At 36.6% G+C, this 17631-nt stretch carries 16 protein-coding genes; 15 read left to right on the forward strand and 1 reads right to left on the reverse strand.

Features of this window, described 5'->3' with window-relative positions; translation table 11 throughout:
* Positions 1-110: 110 nt before the first annotated feature.
* The 11 genes from ylqF (at position 111) to RWM19_RS02920 (ending at position 13753) form a co-directional block, all read left to right on the forward strand.
* Positions 111-1004 (forward strand): ribosome biogenesis GTPase YlqF, encoded by an 894-nt coding sequence (gene ylqF / locus RWM19_RS02870; RefSeq protein ID WP_313983431.1) that lies wholly within the window; start codon positions 111-113, stop codon positions 1002-1004.
* A complete protein-coding gene (locus RWM19_RS02875) occupies positions 976-1602 on the forward strand; it encodes a ribonuclease HII (protein WP_313983434.1) in 627 nt (208 codons plus the stop codon). The genes ylqF and RWM19_RS02875 overlap by 29 nt, the downstream gene beginning before the upstream one ends.
* A 46-nt stretch (positions 1603-1648) precedes the next feature.
* The gene (locus RWM19_RS02880) at positions 1649-2404 is read left to right on the forward strand and encodes a DNA-processing protein DprA (protein ID WP_313983437.1); all 756 of its coding nucleotides are present in this window, start codon (positions 1649-1651) and stop codon (positions 2402-2404) included.
* 57 nt (positions 2405-2461) lie between these two features.
* On the forward strand, positions 2462-4609 hold the full coding sequence (gene topA / locus RWM19_RS02885; RefSeq protein WP_313983439.1) for a type I DNA topoisomerase: 2148 nt from the start codon (positions 2462-2464) through the stop codon (positions 4607-4609).
* A 3-nt stretch (positions 4610-4612) separates the two neighbouring features.
* The gene (gene trmFO / locus RWM19_RS02890) at positions 4613-5908 is read left to right on the forward strand and encodes a methylenetetrahydrofolate--tRNA-(uracil(54)-C(5))-methyltransferase (FADH(2)-oxidizing) TrmFO (protein ID WP_313983442.1); all 1296 of its coding nucleotides are present in this window, start codon (positions 4613-4615) and stop codon (positions 5906-5908) included.
* Complete coding sequence (locus RWM19_RS02895) at positions 5898-6821, forward strand: tyrosine recombinase XerC (protein ID WP_313983446.1); 924 nt, start codon at positions 5898-5900, stop codon at positions 6819-6821. The genes trmFO and RWM19_RS02895 overlap by 11 nt, the downstream gene beginning before the upstream one ends.
* A 13-nt stretch (positions 6822-6834) precedes the next feature.
* Complete coding sequence (locus tag RWM19_RS02900; RefSeq protein ID WP_313983448.1) at positions 6835-7590, forward strand: nucleoside phosphorylase; 756 nt, start codon at positions 6835-6837, stop codon at positions 7588-7590.
* A gap of 298 nt (positions 7591-7888) precedes the next feature.
* Positions 7889-9478, forward strand: a complete 1590-nt coding sequence (locus RWM19_RS02905) for an ABC transporter ATP-binding protein (RefSeq protein ID WP_313983451.1) — start codon at positions 7889-7891, stop codon at positions 9476-9478.
* A gap of 243 nt (positions 9479-9721) precedes the next feature.
* Complete coding sequence (rpsB, locus tag RWM19_RS02910) at positions 9722-10672, forward strand: 30S ribosomal protein S2 (RefSeq protein ID WP_294022154.1); 951 nt, start codon at positions 9722-9724, stop codon at positions 10670-10672.
* A gap of 2 nt (positions 10673-10674) precedes the next feature.
* Complete coding sequence (gene tsf / locus RWM19_RS02915; protein WP_313983454.1) at positions 10675-11562, forward strand: translation elongation factor Ts; 888 nt, start codon at positions 10675-10677, stop codon at positions 11560-11562.
* A gap of 427 nt (positions 11563-11989) precedes the next feature.
* On the forward strand, positions 11990-13753 hold the full coding sequence (locus tag RWM19_RS02920; protein ID WP_313983457.1) for a Cna B-type domain-containing protein: 1764 nt from the start codon (positions 11990-11992) through the stop codon (positions 13751-13753).
* 54 nt (positions 13754-13807) lie between these two features.
* Here RWM19_RS02920 and RWM19_RS02925 read toward each other — a convergent pair whose 3' ends face one another.
* Positions 13808-14689: a hypothetical protein gene (locus RWM19_RS02925; RefSeq protein ID WP_313983460.1), complete on the reverse strand. Its 882-nt coding sequence runs from the start codon at positions 14687-14689 to the stop codon at positions 13808-13810.
* A gap of 102 nt (positions 14690-14791) precedes the next feature.
* Between RWM19_RS02925 and pyrH the strand changes: the two genes are divergently transcribed.
* The 4 genes from pyrH to RWM19_RS02945 all read left to right on the forward strand — a co-directional run bounded on the left by pyrH (position 14792) and on the right by RWM19_RS02945 (position 17631).
* Positions 14792-15505, forward strand: coding sequence for a UMP kinase (pyrH, locus tag RWM19_RS02930; RefSeq protein ID WP_294020938.1), 714 nt, complete (start codon positions 14792-14794; stop codon positions 15503-15505).
* A 2-nt stretch (positions 15506-15507) separates the two neighbouring features.
* Entirely contained in the window at positions 15508-16056 is a 549-nt protein-coding gene (gene frr, locus RWM19_RS02935; protein WP_294020940.1) for a ribosome recycling factor, read from the forward strand.
* An 89-nt stretch (positions 16057-16145) separates the two neighbouring features.
* Positions 16146-16850 carry an isoprenyl transferase gene (locus RWM19_RS02940; protein WP_313983465.1) on the forward strand — a complete coding sequence of 235 codons (705 nt, stop codon included), beginning with the start codon at positions 16146-16148 and terminating at the stop codon, positions 16848-16850.
* Positions 16843-17631 (forward strand): phosphatidate cytidylyltransferase, encoded by a 789-nt coding sequence (locus RWM19_RS02945; RefSeq protein ID WP_313983468.1) that lies wholly within the window; start codon positions 16843-16845, stop codon positions 17629-17631. Before RWM19_RS02940 ends, RWM19_RS02945 begins: the two co-directional genes overlap by 8 nt.

Raw genomic sequence — 17631 nt, forward strand, 5'->3', positions numbered from 1 at the left:
ATTACGTAGGATTTAAACCCCTAATAATTGACATAAATTTAGACAGATTAGTACAAAATCTGCCTTTTTTATGCCATAATTTTAATAATTTTAAAAAGGAGTTGATCCAAATGAACGAAGAAAAAGGGTTTAATAAAACAGTAATCAACTGGTATCCAGGACATATGGAGAAAGCTCGTCGTGAGATGACGGAGCGTTTGAAGTCAGTTGATATGTTGATAGAGTTGCGCGATGCTAGAATTCCTGAGGCATCTGTCAATCCGATGTTAAAGCAGATGGCACAGGGGAAACCTCGCTTAATTGTTCTATCAAAAATTGACATGGCAGACCCAGTTCAGACAAAAAAATGGGTAGAATATCTAAACCAAGGCGAAAATGCATGTCTAGCATTGGATTTAATGAAAGATTCACAGTGTGGTAAAAAGATTATCCGTGAAGCGATAAAATTAATGGAAGAAAAACGTCAGAAACAGATTGCGAGAGGAATACGCCCACGTGCAGTCCGTGCGATGGCTTGTGGTATTCCTAATGTTGGTAAGTCTACGATGATTAATCGTATCAATGGAAAGAACTCATTAAAGGCAGCAGATAAACCGGGTGTCACACGCTCCTTAACGTGGTTACACGCTGATCCAAACTTAGATTTATTAGATACACCAGGTGTACTATGGCCTAAGTTTGATGATGAAAAGACAGGTTCCTTGCTTGCGGCACTTGGTTCTATCAATGATGATATTTTAGACCGCAAGATGGTAGCCATGGATGCCATTCACTATATTCAAGATCTTTATCCAAATCTATTGGAAGATATTTATGAAAGTGGTGAAGTGAATCCAAATGGCATGTTAAAAGCGATCGCAAAAAAGAGGAACTTACGCAAAGCAGATAACGAATTGGATGTAAAGCGTGCTGCGGAGTTATTCTTAACAGAACTACGCCATGGAAAATTGGGTAGATTAACATTGGAGAGAGTAAATGAAGAGTCAGAAAGTCTGTCCGAATGAATATGAACATCAATATTGGCTGTTAGAAAAATTGATAGTTGGGATTGATGAAGCGGGAAGAGGCCCGCTTGCTGGACCGTTAACAGTTGCAGGTGTCATCTTTCCAATCGGATATGAAAATCCAGATATCTACGATTCCAAATCCATCAGTGAAAAGAAACGAGATACGTTATTTGAGCAGATTCAAGAGGATGCGCTTTGGTTTGAAATCATCCAGGTATCACCAGAAGATATTGATAAATACAATATATATCGTGCAGACCAACTCGCAATGGAACAAATTGCTATCCATTCTAACGCGGAAGTTGTTTTAACAGATGCGATGCCATTGCTGATTGAAGGAAGAGAAATCATTCCACTGGTAAAGGGCGATCAAAAATCTATCTCTATCGCAGCCGCAAGTATCCTTGCGAAGGTCACAAGAGATCGTGCAATGCAAGAGTACGATAAAGAATATCCAGAGTATGGCTTTGCTAAACACAAAGGCTATCCAACTAAGCAACATATGGAGGCCTTACATACTTATGGAGTAACCAAGATTCACCGCAAGAGTTTTGGCCCTGTTAGGGAAGAATACATGAAGATAAAATTGTTCTAGGGAACAATCAAGAAACTCTTCTATAAATAGGTAGGAGAGTTTTTGTATGGACAAAAGAAAAAAATTAGCTACACTATCAGTAATGTACCAAGGAGATTGGGATAAAATTGCGAAAGCTTTACAAGATGATGTACAAGCAATTGACATTCCAATCAAAGACTCGTATATTACAATTTACGACAGTGAGTATCCCGATAGTTTACGAAAATTACGCTTTCCTCCATGGGTTTTATTTTATTGTGGAAATATTTCGTTGTTGCGTAAACCTATGCTAACGATAATCGGTAGTCGTGAGATGAACAGTTACGCAAGGTGGTTAGTCGAAGAAAGTGTAACGCACTTAAAAGATCGTTTTGTGTTAGTTTCTGGACTTGCCAAAGGTGTCGATGGATATGTACATACTATGGCAATACAAGGTGGTCATACGATTGCGGTTATCGGTAGTGGCTTAGATATTCACTATCCATATGAAAATGAACATCTCTATCAGCAGTTACAGAAAACAGATTTAATATTAAGTGAATATCCATCTGGTACTGGTGTACGTAAGCATCACTTTCCATGGCGCAATCGCATTTTAGCAGCACTTGGGGAAAGTGTGATTGTGATTGCAGCTAAGATACGTTCTGGTACGATGTGCACTGTAAATGAAGCTATCTCATTAGATAAAGAGATCTATGTTTTTCCACATCTTTATCGCAGTGAACAAGGGATGGGTTGTAACAAATTAATTGCGGATGGAGCACAGATTTTATACGATACGATACAGATAAAAGAGATGATTCCGAAAAAAGATGATTGAAAAATCAGAATTTTTCGGCTATTCTTGGAAAAGAATTTTGCACAAGGAGGAACAAACATGAAAAACTTAGTGATTGTGGAGTCACCATCAAAGTCAAAGACAATTGGCAAATACCTAGGAAAAGACTATACCGTTATTTCTAGTAAAGGACATATTCGAGATCTTGCAACACGAGGAAAAGAAGGTCTTGGTGTTGACGTTGAAAATGATTTTGCGCCAACTTATGAGATATCAAAGGATAAAAAAGAAACCGTCAAAGAACTGCGCGCAGAAGCTGCCAAAGCAAAACGTGTCTATCTAGCAACCGACCCGGACCGTGAAGGAGAAGCTATCAGTTGGCATTTGGCTCAAGAGTTAGGACTAGATGAAGACGCAATCGATCGTGTTACGTTCCATGAAATCACAAAAAATGCAGTACAAGAAGCGTTCCAATCTCCACGTGCAATTGATATGGACCTTGTGCACTCCCAAGAAACAAGACGTATCTTAGACCGTATTATCGGTTTTAAGTTATCAAAACTATTACATAATAAGATTCGCTCTAAGTCTGCTGGTCGCGTACAATCAGTAGCTTTAAAGTTAGTTGTTGAACGCGAAAAAGAAATCCAAGCATTTGTTCCGGAAGAATACTGGACATTGGATGCGAAGTTTAACAAGGATAAAATTGATTTTTTCGCAAGCCTTGCGAAGATAAATGGTAAAAAAGCAGAATTAAAAACACAACAAGATGCCCAGAAAGCATATGATGCATGTCAGGGTAATTTCATTGTGTCGAATATCAAGTCTACTACACGTAAGCGTGAAGCACGTCCACCTTTTATTACAAGTACACTTCAACAAGAAGCTTCTACAAAACTTTCATTCTCCGCAAAGCGTACAATGTCAATTGCGCAAAGATTATATGAAGGTGTAGATGTAGGAAATGGTCAAGAAGGTTTAATCACTTATATGCGTACAGATAGTACACGTCTATCAGATGTATATGTAAATGGTGCAAGAGAACTGATTCAAAATGAATATGGGAAACAATATTTAGGTACCTACCATGTAAGTAATGACGCAAATTCTCAAGACGCTCACGAAGCAATTCGTCCAACCAATCTTGCCAATACCCCAGAAAAGTTAAAGGCACACTTAACAAGTGAACAATATAAGTTATATGCATTAATTTATGCGCGTGCTTTATCATCCTTGATGTCTGCAGCGAAGTATGATTCACTTACATTAACACTGAGTCAGAATGGTTATGACTTTACTGCGTCTGGAAGTACGATGAAGTTTGATGGTTACCTAAAGGTATATGGTGAATATGAATCTGGTAAGGATGTTGTGTTACCATCTTTTGAAGAACAAGAACAAATCGCTGCGAAGGAACTCAAAGCGAACCAACACTTTACAGAACCACCAGCAAGATATACAGAAGCCAAGTTAATCAAAGCACTGGAAGAAGATGGAATCGGTAGACCTTCTACATATGCGATGATCATCGATACAATTCAAGCAAGGGGCTATGTTACATTAGAGAAGACTTCTGAAAGCAGTCGTACAAAAGTATTTAAACCAACGGAACAGGGTATCCTAACAACAGAGAAACTGGATGAATTCTTCCAAGATATTATCAATGTTCGCTATACCGCAAAGATGGAATCTACACTAGATGAAATTGCGGATGGTACGGCAGAAGAAGTCACAACACTAAAAGAATTCTATAATCGTTTCCAACCACTCCTAGAACATGCATACGAAAACATGGAAAAGAAGGAGTTGGAAAAAGTTGGTGAAACTTGTCCAGATTGTGGGGGTGAACTTGTCTATCGTACCGGTAGATTTGGTAAGTTTATCTCTTGTTCAAACTTCCCTAAGTGTCGATATACAAGACAAATTGATAAACCAGAAAAAGAAAAGCCAGAACCAACAGGTAAGATGTGCCCTGATTGCGGTAGTGAACTACTAAAACGTAAGAGTCGTTATGGAACATACTTCCTAGGTTGTTCCAACTTCCCTAAGTGTCATTACATGGAGAATCTAGATGGGGAACGTATCGTTTCCAAGAAGGATAAAGTCAAGGCAGAAAAGGAAACAAAGACATCTGTTAAAAAGACGACAAAGAAGACGACTACAAAGAAAGCAGCCACTAAGAAAACGACTGCTAAGAAGACAACCAAAAAGACAACAACAAAACGTACAAAGAAAAACGAGGAATAACCAATGGATGTAACAGTGATCGGTGCAGGCTTAGCAGGATGTGAAGCCGCATATCAATTAGCCAAAAGAGGATTTCATGTTCGTCTCTATGAGATGAAGCCAGTGAAACATTCACCAGCGCATCACAGTGACGATTTTGCGGAATTAGTTTGTTCAAATTCATTACGCTCTGACGCACTTACAAATGCGGTCGGTGTTTTGAAAGAGGAAATGCGTCAGATTGGCTCATTGATTATGCAAGCAGCTGATAACAATAAGGTGCCAGCAGGTAGTGCTCTAGCAGTAGACCGTGAAAAGTTTGCTAGGGAGGTTACAGAGATTGTACGCAATCATCCAAATATTGAAGTGATTGCGGAAGAGGTAACGAAGATTCCTGATGGGCCAACTATTATCGCAACAGGACCATTAAGTTCAGAAGGAATGATGAAAGCCATCGGTACTTTAATTGATGATCGTTATTGTTATTTCTATGATGCGGCAGCCCCAATCGTAACAGCAGAATCTATCAACTTTGATAAAGCCTATAAGAAGTCACGTTACGATAAGGGTGAGGCAGATTATATCAACTGTCCTATGACACGCGAAGAATTCGATGCTTTCTATATGGAATTAATCCAAGCAGAAACAGCCGAAGTACACGCCTTTGAGAAAGAAGTATTCTTTGAAGGATGTATGCCATTTGAAGTCATGGCAAAACGTGGAAGAGATACCTTACTCTTTGGTCCAATGAAACCAGTAGGACTTGAACAAGAAGGTAAGAAGCGTCCTTACGCAGTTGTACAGTTACGTCAAGATAACGCACAAGCATCCTTGTACAATATTGTCGGTTTCCAAACACACCTAAAATGGGGAGAACAAAAACGTATTATTCAGATGATACCAGGACTTGAGAATGCAGAAATTGTACGCTATGGCGTTATGCATCGAAATACATATATCTGCTCACCAATCTATCTACGCGAAACTTATCAGTTCAAAGATAGAGATGACTTGTTCTTTGCAGGACAAATGACAGGTGTCGAAGGATATATAGAATCCGCTGCATCAGGAATGCTAGCAGGTATTAATATGGCCCATGTACTAAAGGGTGAAGAACCAGTGGTACTTGGTGTAAATACAATGATGGGCGCAATGGCACATTATATTACGCACGCAGATCCAAATCACTTCCAACCAATGAACGCAAACTTTGGTATTATGCATCTAGAAGGTGAAGTGAAGAAGAAAGATCGTAAAGCTGCCTACGCTCCACAGGCTTTAAAAATCATTCAGGAGTTAAAAGAGAAGAATGGACTTTGAGAAATCATTGGATCGTTTCTTGCGACAGATTGCCCGTGTTCGCACGGGATCGAAAGATACAGAAAATGCATATCGTCGTGATGTAGAGAGATTTCTAGAATATCTTCGCGAACATCACATCGATTCTTTTGAGCATGTCACAAAAACAGATGTCAGTGATTACTTTACACAATTAAGAGACGGCGAAATTGGTGGTAAGCCACTTTCCAATAGTAGCTATGCTCGAAATCTCTCTTCTCTAAAATCTTTTTATCGATACTTGAATCGCTTTGAAGGAATCAAAGCCAATCCAGTACGCATCTTTAAGGGAGGTTCTATCCGTCGTAAGCTACCTGAATTTTTAACGTTCGACCAAATGGAAACAATGTTAAATCAATTTGATTTACATAATCCTGTACAGATACGCAATCGATGTATCATCGAAGTCATGTATGCATGTGGTTTACGTGTCAGTGAATGTGCAGGTTTAAAAATATCATCCATCAATCTAGCGGAAGGTTTCTTAACGGTACTTGGTAAAGAGAGTAAAGAAAGAATGGTTCCATTCTATCCAAGATGTAAACAGCTCATCCAATACTATTTGAATAATGCAAGAGGGATATTCATGGAGAAGACTGCGGAACACGATATTCTCTTTGTGAATCAAAATGGTAGACCAATCTCTGCTAGAAGTATTCAGCTCATCTGTGAAAAAGCAGGGGAAGACGTAAATCTTTCGATTCATATCCATCCCCATATGATACGTCATAGCTTTGCGACACATATGTTGGATAATGGTGCAGATTTACGTATCGTACAAGAATTACTCGGTCATGAAAATCTTGGTACAACACAAATCTACACCCACGTAACACAAGATCGACTCCGCAAAGTTGTGGATGAAGCACATCCACACTCCAAGAGTGCAAAATAAGAAAGAGGTAAATATGATTACAGATTCATTTGATACTAGCGATGTATTCATTTCGCCAGAAAAATTGTTACCAAGAAGTTCGGTAACGTTAGATGTTTGTATCGGTATCTTCTCGCACAAGGTGATGAATGAATTAATCTCTTCTGGAGATTTAACTAAACTGCCTATGGAAAAGATGCCAGGATCTGCCAGTGGAAAGCATGCGGTATACCGTTATAAAGATACAACTATCGGTATCTATCAAAATGAAGTAGGTGCAGTTGGCGCTAGTGGACTCATTGAAGAAATTTCAGTTATCTTCGGTGTAAAGAAGTTTATTATCTTTGGCTCATGTGGTGCACTAGTACAAATCCCAGAGGGAGATTGTATTATTCCTACGCATGCCTATCGTGATGAAGGTGTCAGTTATCACTACGCTCCAGCAAGCGATTATATTAGTGTGAAGAATGCAAATGTAATTGCAAAACTATTCGATGAACTAGGTGTTGATTATATCTTTGGTAAAACATGGACAACAGATTGTTTCTATCGTGAGACAGTGAATCAGAAAAATAAGCGTGTTGAAGAAGGTTGTATCTGTGTAGAAATGGAATGTGCAGCGTTACAGGCGGTAACAGATTTTAGAGGATATGAGTTATATCAATTCCTCTATACTGCAGATGATCTAAGTAAGTTAGAGTGGGCACCACGTATCCTTGGAAATAACGAAAGTAATGCAAGATTCCTATATTTCGATATCGCAGTAAAACTAGCGAAGAGTTTGTTGTAAGAATATATTGTGATTCGATAGAGATGACTATAGAATACTGATACTAGTATTTAGGTATAGTCATCTTTTTTGTAATAAATTATAGGGTCTCACTATTCTTAAAAATATCAAATATCCTTCAAAATATATCGATAATAATGAAAATATTTTCAAATATTAAGTAAAAAATTTAATATTTTTAAAAATAATATTGGAAAATATATATATATATATATATAAGATTTGGTACTAAAATCTTTTATAAAGAAGGGTTGCTAGATAAAACTAATTTTGAATAGTGTTTAGGGGGAATATTTTTATGAAATTGAAAAATGTATTTCGGCTAATTAAGGATAATGGTAGATATGTTGGTGTAATTACAATTCTTGTTATTATTCAAGCCTTATTAGCATTCGTACTACCAATTACAGTTTCGAAGGTAATTGATGGCGATTTAGAAATCAAAAAATATCTGATTATTTTTGTGATTATCGTTGTTACACTGCTAATTAATCTACTAATCATTCAAATTAAGAAAAGTGCGATTATAAAATATAAGCAGAATATCAACATGGAAATTTTCAATGAATTAACAATGGTAGTATGTCAAAAATACAATGAAAAAGGTGCTGCATACTATATTGAGAGAATTGGTACAGCAGTATATCAGTTTGCTGATTTTATCCTTACGACAATTCCATATTATATTAAAACAATCTTAACGATTATTTTGTGCTTGGTATTGATTGGTAAAGATAGTTTATTATTAATCGGAATACTGGGATTGTTGCTAGTAATTCAGTATAACGGATACAAAGTTCTAAATATTCAGCTATCTAAGAAAAGTAAGATACTTCAAGATGTGTGTGCTTCACGCTTTGCAGATAATATTTCTATTTTTAATAACGTTGAATTTATTAAACATTTTGGTAGTTCGAGCAAAATACAAAGTATCCTAAATCAAAATGTACATGATATTCATCGTGTAACAACAGATATCAATACATATGCAGGAAATTTCTATTATGTTTTAAATAGTATTATTACAAATCTTCAGTATGTCATGTACTTGGTATTAGCAATCTTACTTGCGAATAATAGTATAGATATGTCAATGTTCCTGTTTGATATCATGATTATTGTTATTTGTTTTGAAGCATTTAATGATTTGATGTCATTAAATGTAAATATGAAAGATGTGAATGCTTCTTTTGAATTCTTGAAAAATGATATTGAAAATAATTTAGAGAGAATGGGTGGAGATGAAATTGATCATATTAAAAACATTGAATTTAAAGGAACAACAATTCAATACAAAAAGAATATCTTGATCCAAAATATAAATATGACATTTAACCAAGGAGATATTGTATTTATTTCTGGAGAAACTGGAACTGGAAAATCAAGCTTTGTAAAATCATTAATGGGTTTTGTGGATGCGGACAATATTTTCTTCAATGGTATTGAACAAAAGAAAATCCTTTTATCTTCACTGCGAAAGAGAGTGGCATATATATCACAAATGAATTCCATTTTTAATGGCACGGTAAAAGATAATATTGAATTAAATGGTGATGCAAATCAAGAATACGAAAAAATGTCATTTTTTGATAAATTTGTCGGCAAAGAAAATCTAAAACTCACGTCTGATGGAACAAATCTATCTGGTGGTGACAAGCAGAAAATTGTATTAGGAAGATTAATTTCTAATTGTAAAGATATGGATGTTATCATCTTGGATGAAGTAACAAGTTCGATGGACGCTGATACAGAGACGAAAGCTTTTGATGAAATTTTACCAGTACTCAAAAATAAAATAGTATTAATTATTTCACACAATAAAAATCTTCAACGTTATGCGAACAGAATAGTAAAGTTGAAAGATAAGACTATTGCGTTAGAGGAATAATTGAGGGAATAAGCAGGGATGCTGTTTATGATAGAAAAATTGTATAAAACCCTATACTTCTATAGGGTTTTATGCTAATATCATGAATGGCATCTTTTGTACTTTTGTTATGCAAAAGGAAGATGTACTTCTCACACAGTGAATTCATTATCCCGTGCATATGGGTTCGCTATGAACATGCCGTATGTTGATGATGTTCGAAATTGTGGTGGAAAACAACGGAAAGGTAGGTAAATAGAAAATATGACTGTTGTTTCAATGAGGAAAATGTTAGAGAACGGCGTACACTTTGGTCATCAGACACGCAAGTGGAACCCAAAGATGAAGCAGTTCATCTACACAGCTAAGAACGGTGTATACATCATCGACTTAGCAAAGACACAGGCTAAATTAGAAGTAGCCTATAACGCTTTAAAGAAGATTGCTGAAGATGGTGGAAAGATCTTATTCGTAGGAACTAAGAAGCAAGCTCAGGCAACAATTCTTGAAGAAGCATTAAGAAGTGGAAGCTTCTACATCAACCAGAGATGGTTAGGTGGAACAATGACTAACTTCCGTACAATCCAAAAGTCAATCAAGAAGTTATTAGAGATTGAAGAAATGGAAGCAAACGGACAGTTAGCAGTTTACACAAAGAAGGAACAAGCAGTTCTCTTACAGAAGAAGGAAAGACTTGAAAACTTCCTTGGCGGTATCAAGGGAATGAAGAAGTTACCAGATGCAATCTTCGTTGTAGATCCATTAGAAGAGCACAACGCAGTAGCTGAAGCACGTAAGTTAAACATTCCTGTATTCGCTTTAATCGATACAAATGCTGATCCAGATTTAGTAGACTTCCCAATTCCTTCAAATGACGATGCAGTACGTTCTATCAAGTTAATGGTAGGTGTAATTGCTGACGCTATCTTAGAAGCTAAGGGTGGTGTATTAGAAGTTGCTCACCAAGAAGATGAGACAGCTGAAGACATTACAATGAAGGATGTAATCATCAACGTTGAACAGCAGGCTGCTGAATATGAACGTAAGAGAAGACAGAAGTTCGAAGAACGTCGTGCTCAGATGGCTCAACGTCGTGGAAACTACAATGGCGAACGCCGTGTATTCCGTAGAGACGCTAACGGAAACCGTCAGACAACACGTCCAGCTGCTGAAGCAGAAGCTACAACAGCACCAGCTACTGAGGAGGCTAAGTAAAAATGGCAATCACAGCTGCTCAAGTAAAAGAATTGCGTGAATTAACAGGCGCAGGAATGATGGACTGTAAGAAGGCTCTTACAGAATGTGAAGGCGATACAAAGAAGGCTATTGACTGGCTTCGTGAAAAGGGTATTGCTAAGGCTGCTAAGAAGGAAGGCAGAATTGCTGCTGAAGGCTTAGCTAAGATCTTAATCGAAGGTAACAAGGCTGTTGTATTAGAAGTTAACTCTGAAACAGACTTCGTTGCTAAGAATGATCGTTTCTTAGCTTTATTAGATGAAGCTGCTAAGACAATCTTCAATTCTAACGCTAAGACTGTTGAAGAGGCATTAGCTCTTCCTACAGCAGAAGGCACATTGAATGATTCATTCATTGGTGCAGTTGCTGTTATCGGAGAAAAGATTACATTAAGAAGATTCGAAATCGTTGAAAAGAGCGATGATGAATTATTCGGTTCTTATACACACCAAGGTGGACGTATCGTTGCTGTTACAGTTGTTAAGGGTACTGCAGATGCTCAAGTTGCTAAGAATATGGCAATGCAGGTTGCTTCTATGAACCCAACATATGTATCACGTAATGAAATGCCACAGGATGTAGTAGCTCATGAACGTGAAGTTCAAGAAGGAATCATGGCAAATGATCCAAGCCTTGCAAATAAGCCTGAAAAGGTTAAGGCTGGAATCATCGAAGGTCGTGTATCTAAGTCATTACAGGATATGTGCTTAGTTGACCAGGAATACTTCTTAGACTCAAACCTCAAGTGCGGTCAGTACTTAAAGGAAAACAACGCTGAAGTTGTTAAGTTCGTTAAGTACATCGTAGGTGAAGGTATTGAAAAGAAGCAGGACGACTTCGCTGCTGAAGTAGCAGCAATGGCTAAGTAAGAATTGCTCAATTTGGGAGAACAACAAGAATGTTGTTCTCTTTTTGTATTTAAAATTGAATATAACAACTATTAATATTGTTTTAATATTGATAGAGTAAAACAAATTTAATTGTATACAATGATAAAATTATACACGTAAGAAACGAACTTTTTGTTAAAAAATGAAGTTTCATACATCAACAAATCAGTAATATTTATTACAAGAATCAACTTATTATAAGAAAATCTTAAGATTCAATTTTTACAGTGTACAGAGAAAATATTACAAAGTAGAATATTGAAGATAAATTATTGGGTATTATGTATGACTTTGTTTCTTTTACTGAATTGTAGGTATATTTAAGGGAATTATTTGTAAATATCAATTTGTAAATGGAATTAAGGGTGTATACACTCATTGATGAAAACAGGGGAGGATATATCGTATGAGTATGAGAAAACTTCAAAGGATATTTGTAATCTTATGCACTTTTATAATGTTATTGAGTGTTAACAATTCTGTTAATGCGATTGATACGACTACACCAGCACCTACAACAACTACAGCTGCTGGTACAATAACTCCTACAACACCAATCAATCTAAATGAAAAAATAGAGATATTATTTAGAAGTCGTTGGACTGGCAATGATAGGCTATCTGCTCGCGTGCATTTGTTCGCCAATGGTGAAGAATTAGATATTCAAACAACGAATCCATCTACTGGTCAACAAAGAGATGGAATCATATTAGATTATCAGAATGCTTGGGAATATAGACAAGCAAATTTACCAAGATACGATCAAGATGGAAATGAGATTACTTATACGGCTACACAAGAAATCATAGATGAAGATCTCTTTGCATTTCATGGTTTCAGATTTAAGACTGTTACTACCGGTTCTAGTGAAGAAAGATCTTTTATCTTTAATAATATTTCTATTATCAATATTAAAGTAGGAAAATCTTGGAATGAATATCCTAATATTGTTATTCCAGGAACGCCTAGTCCCGCATATCCACCAGTGATGTTGAATGTTAATACATTGGATTCAGAAGATTCAGTTTCCTATGATGAAGAGGAATTAAATGAGCTCGTCGCTGAATCTGATGCGTTAGATGCAGATAACTTGAACTATGTGACATATGCATCGGGTCTTGATGAAGTTGATACTTCTCTTGAAGAAGATGCTCAAGCTACTACAGTACAGCAATCATCAGTCGCAATACCGGATTCTATTACCGTAAATCTTTTGGCAGATGGAGTTGTTGTAGGTACAATTCAAGTTACAAAAGAACAGGATTGGGAAAGTGAATTTGTAGGTTATCCAAGATTTGATGAAAATGATGGACACGAGATTAACTATACGATTGAAGAAGTACCTGTAAATGGATATAAGACAGAATATGTTCATACAAGAGTCATTGATATGATTATCAACCGTTCCATTATTGATATTCCAGTTGTAAAGAAATGGGTAGGTAAGATGCAATCATCAGTACAAGTTACTTTACATCGGAAATATACAACTACATATTTTGACTATGCTACATCTAGAAATGTTACTGACAATCATGATGAAGTAGTAGAAACAGTTGAATTAAATGCAGCGAATAATTGGAAATATATATTTAGAGAACAATATGAATTTTATACTGTAGCAGGACAGGATCCTTCGAAGTATGAGTATTATATAACGGAAGATAGTGTTGCAAACTATGCTACAGATATTACTGGTAATCAAGATGAAGGTTTTACGATTATAAATACAAATACTACTGATTTAATTGATATTCCTGTCGAAAAGAATTGGGATGGGGATACTGCAAATAGTACAAAGATTACTCTATTTGCAAATGGTAATGAAGTAGAAACAGTTGAATTAAATGCGACAAATAATTGGAAACATACATTTGCACATCTACAAAAATACAACAATGATGGTTCTGACGTTGCTTATGCTATCAAAGAAGTAGGTGAAAATGGAAATATCATTGAATTAGATGGTAAAAAGTTTGATGTAGAGTATTCAGGTGACATAACCCAAGGCTTTAAAGTTACAAACAAAAAGCCACTGGATCCTCCAACACCAACACCTACACCAAAAACAACTGATAATAATCATGTGAAGTTATACGGATTATTAACACTATTATCTACAATATTGGTAGTAGTTGTCGCATCAAAGCGTATAAAATATTCAAATTAGTAAGATAAAAAACTCTTTACAGATTTCTGTAAGGAGTTTTTGTATGTGGATTACTTAATTCTCTAATTCCTTTTCTTCTAGTCGGATTTTAAGGAAACCTTCACGGATACCTGTTTTTGATATGAGTATGCGCTTTGCTTGATAGATTCTGGCAATCTCTAAAATCATGTGTAGACCTGGTAAGAAGACTGGCTGTCGACTAGGGTCAACATTTGCCTTCATAACTTCTTCAAAGATAGAATCATGCATGCATAGTTTATCGAAAATTTCTTGAAGTTTGGTAACTTCAATGATTAACTCTTCTTGAAAGAGAGCTTGATATACTTTGCCTGCTGCACGCATTGTTCCACCAATACCAATGAGTTCTTCACATGTAGTATTTAAAGATGGATATCGTGTGCGTGCAGAAAGAATTTCTTTTGCACATTCTGATGTATCGATTGGTAGATGCCTTAAACGTACACATCCAAGTGGGAAACTCATCGCATCGATTGGTTGTCCGTTTATAAATGAAATTAATTCAGTAGAACCGCCACCAACATCAAATGCGATGCCGTTTGTAAGATTTGGATATGAATACTTTGTACCTAAGAAATCGTAGAGTGCTTCTTCATTTCCGCTAAGTGGGTAGATGTCCCATCCTGTTGTTTGAAGAGATGCTACAAGTTCTTCTTTATTTTGGATACGGCATGGTTCTGTAATATCCGCAAAGCGGTATTGTACGTGCATTTCATCAAGCTTATCTGCATAGGATTGTAATACTTCGGTTGCTTTTAGAATACCTTCTTTTGACATGATTCGATTTCCATCAACATAGTCAATGAGATGTGCTGGAGTAGAAATATGTAGGATAGGTGTTGGGTAATGATTGACCATCTCATAAACTAATAAGACGATGGTATTAGAGCCGATATCGGCAATTGCGTACTGTGTCATAGAATAACCTCGCTGTTCTCATTTAAACATATATAAAAAGGAATGAAAACTCTTTCTAGCAATGCTATAATACTATAGAAATACATATGGAGGAAAAACATCATGTATAAACGAGTTCTGTTGAAACTAAGCGGAGAAGCTTTGGCAGGGAATGAAAAGAACTTTGATCCAAGCATTTTACAAAATCTTGCCTTGGAAATCAAAGAAGCACAGAAATTAGGAATTCAAATTGCTATCGTTGTTGGTGGAGGTAACTTCATCCGCGGTAAAGTAGTTGAAGGATTAGGAATTGATCGCGTACAAGGCGACAATATGGGCATGTTAGCAACCGTTATTAATGCTCTGGCAATACAATCATCTCTTGAAGGTATTGGTGTTGATACAAGAGTGATGACAAGTATCGAAATGTCTAAGGTTGCTGAACCATTTATTCAGCGTAGAGCGATTCGTCACTTGGAAAAGGGAAGAGTTGTTATTTTCGGTGGAGGAACTGGTAGCCCATACTTCTCAACCGACACGACCGCAGCTTTAAGAGCGAGTGAAATTAAAGCAGAAGTTATCTTAATGGCAAAGAATAGTGTAGATGGCGTATATAGTGCAGATCCTAAGAAGGATCCAAATGCGAAGAAGTATACACATTTAACATATATGGACCTATTAAATAAAGGATTACAGGTCATGGATTCCACTGCCACAAGTATGTGTATGGATAATGACATGGAACTCATGGTATTTAACATGAATGAGAAAGACAATATCGTCAAAGCAATGAAGGGCGAAAAGATTGGAACAATCATTAATAAGGAGGAGAAGTAATAATGGCATACGCAATCGTTGATTCCAGCGCAGTAAAGATGGACAAAGTTATCGAACATCTACAATCAGAATTAAATACAGTACGTACAGGGGCAGCTAACGTTAAGATGTTAGATCGTGTTGAAGTGGACTACTATGGTTCCCCAACACCACTCAACCAGATTGCGGCGTTATCCGTTTCTGAAGGTCGTACACTTGTTATCAAACCTTATGACCCAAGTAGCTTAAAGGCTATTGAACATGCATGTAATGAAGCAGACTTAGGTATTGCTCCATCTAACGATGGAACAGTTATACGTTTAACAGTTCCACAGTTAACAGGTGATACTCGTAAGGAAATGACAAAGAAGGTTGATAAGATGGGGGAAGAATGTAAGATTCAAATCCGTAATATCCGCCGTGACGCAATGTCTGTTGTAAAGAAGGATAAGACAATGGATGAAGATACTCAGAAGGATTGCGAAAACGAGATTCAGAAGCTTACTGATAAGTATGTTAAGAAGATCGATGATTTAGCAGCTGCTAAGAGTGCTGAAGTGTTAAAGGTTTAATCGCAAAGTTATACTTTATGATCAGTCTGTGTACAGGCTGATTTTTTTGTAGTAAAAAGGTATAATAAGATAGTTAGTGGAGAATTGATATGAATACATGTAAACACTTAGCAATTATCATGGATGGCAATGGTAGATGGGCCAAGGCACAGGGAAAACCTCGTACAGCAGGACATCTTGTTGGAAGTGATAATGTTCGTACCATCGCAATTGCAGCAGATGAGATGGGAATTGAATATCTTACACTCTATGCTTTCTCAACTGAGAACTGGAAACGAACAGCTGATGAAGTAAACTACATTATGAAATTACCAGCATTCTTCTTCAAGAAGTATATGCAGGAGTTCTTAGATAGGGGCTTCCGTATGCGTATTATTGGAGAATTGGATATGTTACCAAAGGCAACACAAAAGGTATTGCGTGATGCGGAGGAAGAATCAAAAGATAATCATGGCTTATCGCTTAATATCTGTATGAACTATGGTTCTAGAAGAGAAATCTTACTTGCGGCTAGAAAGTATGCCCAAGATGTTGTGGATGGAAAGGCTGCACTGGATATCGAAGAGGAAGATTTTGATCAATATATGATGACCAAAGATTTCCCACCTGTTGACCTTTTAATCCGTACAAGTGGCGAACAGCGGATTTCGAACTATTTATTATGGCAGATTGCGTATGCGGAGTTAGAGTTTGTACCAGAATCATGGCCAGAGTTTACACCAGATGTATTAAAGCGTTGTTTAGAGGAATATCAAAATCGTGATCGACGATTTGGAGGAGTTAAGAATGTCTAAAATGAAATTAAAAACAATCGTTGCGTTTGTGATTATTCTTGTTGTAGCACCACCGCTCTATTTTGGTGGAAACTTATTACAGGCACTTTTGATTCTTGTAAGTGCATTAGGTTCTCTTGAGATTGCGTCTTTAACGGATCAAAAGAAACATTGGTTTTTATCTTTTATGACATTAGCTGCTGTAATGGCAATGTACTATATCAACCGTTCAATGTTTCCAGCAATCCTTGCAATTTGGGTGATTGTGCTATTTGTTACAGAGTTATTACGCAAAAATGAAAGCAGCGATTTAACAGCGTATACATTATTGATGTCTATCTTGTTAGGCTTGGGTTTACGTTGTATTTCAGTCATTTATCAAGATGGTGCCAAAACAGGTTTCTTAACAATTATCTTTGTGTTAATTGGTTGTTTCTTCTGTGATACGGGTGCTTATCTTTCTGGTTCATTATTTGGAAAGCATAAGTTAATTCCGCATGTTTCACCAAATAAGACTGTGGAAGGTGCGATTGGTGGATATCTTGTTGGTGCGATTGGTGCCTTGTTATGGGGACTACTAGTAACTACATATCTACCAAAAGAACTTGTGATTACTGCTAGTTTGATTATTCCTGCAGTTGCACAGATTGGTGACTTAAGTTTCTCATCAATTAAACGTAGATTTGGTATTAAAGATTTCTCAAATATTTTGCCAGGACACGGTGGTATCTTTGATCGTATTGACTCACTGATTTTCTGCCTGATGGCTTTTAATGGTTTGATGATCTTATGGGGTATCTAA

It is taken from the genome of uncultured Solobacterium sp. (genome assembly GCF_963517755.1).
Taxonomy (GTDB): domain Bacteria; phylum Bacillota_I; class Bacilli_A; order Erysipelotrichales; family Erysipelotrichaceae; genus Bulleidia.

Coding starts and splice junctions, on each gene's coding strand:
- ylqF (WP_313983431.1), top strand. CDS start 111: ATGAACGAAGAAAAAGGGTTTAATAAAACAGTAATCAACTGGTATCCA.
- RWM19_RS02875 (WP_313983434.1), top strand. CDS start 976: ATGAAGAGTCAGAAAGTCTGTCCGAATGAATATGAACATCAATATTGG.
- RWM19_RS02880 (WP_313983437.1), top strand. CDS start 1,649: ATGGACAAAAGAAAAAAATTAGCTACACTATCAGTAATGTACCAAGGA.
- topA (WP_313983439.1), top strand. CDS start 2,462: ATGAAAAACTTAGTGATTGTGGAGTCACCATCAAAGTCAAAGACAATT.
- trmFO (WP_313983442.1), top strand. CDS start 4,613: ATGGATGTAACAGTGATCGGTGCAGGCTTAGCAGGATGTGAAGCCGCA.
- RWM19_RS02895 (WP_313983446.1), top strand. CDS start 5,898: ATGGACTTTGAGAAATCATTGGATCGTTTCTTGCGACAGATTGCCCGT.
- RWM19_RS02900 (WP_313983448.1), top strand. CDS start 6,835: ATGATTACAGATTCATTTGATACTAGCGATGTATTCATTTCGCCAGAA.
- RWM19_RS02905 (WP_313983451.1), top strand. CDS start 7,889: ATGAAATTGAAAAATGTATTTCGGCTAATTAAGGATAATGGTAGATAT.
- rpsB (WP_294022154.1), top strand. CDS start 9,722: ATGACTGTTGTTTCAATGAGGAAAATGTTAGAGAACGGCGTACACTTT.
- tsf (WP_313983454.1), top strand. CDS start 10,675: ATGGCAATCACAGCTGCTCAAGTAAAAGAATTGCGTGAATTAACAGGC.
- RWM19_RS02920 (WP_313983457.1), top strand. CDS start 11,990: ATGAGTATGAGAAAACTTCAAAGGATATTTGTAATCTTATGCACTTTT.
- RWM19_RS02925 (WP_313983460.1), bottom strand. CDS start 14,689: ATGACACAGTACGCAATTGCCGATATCGGCTCTAATACCATCGTCTTA.
- pyrH (WP_294020938.1), top strand. CDS start 14,792: ATGTATAAACGAGTTCTGTTGAAACTAAGCGGAGAAGCTTTGGCAGGG.
- frr (WP_294020940.1), top strand. CDS start 15,508: ATGGCATACGCAATCGTTGATTCCAGCGCAGTAAAGATGGACAAAGTT.
- RWM19_RS02940 (WP_313983465.1), top strand. CDS start 16,146: ATGAATACATGTAAACACTTAGCAATTATCATGGATGGCAATGGTAGA.
- RWM19_RS02945 (WP_313983468.1), top strand. CDS start 16,843: ATGTCTAAAATGAAATTAAAAACAATCGTTGCGTTTGTGATTATTCTT.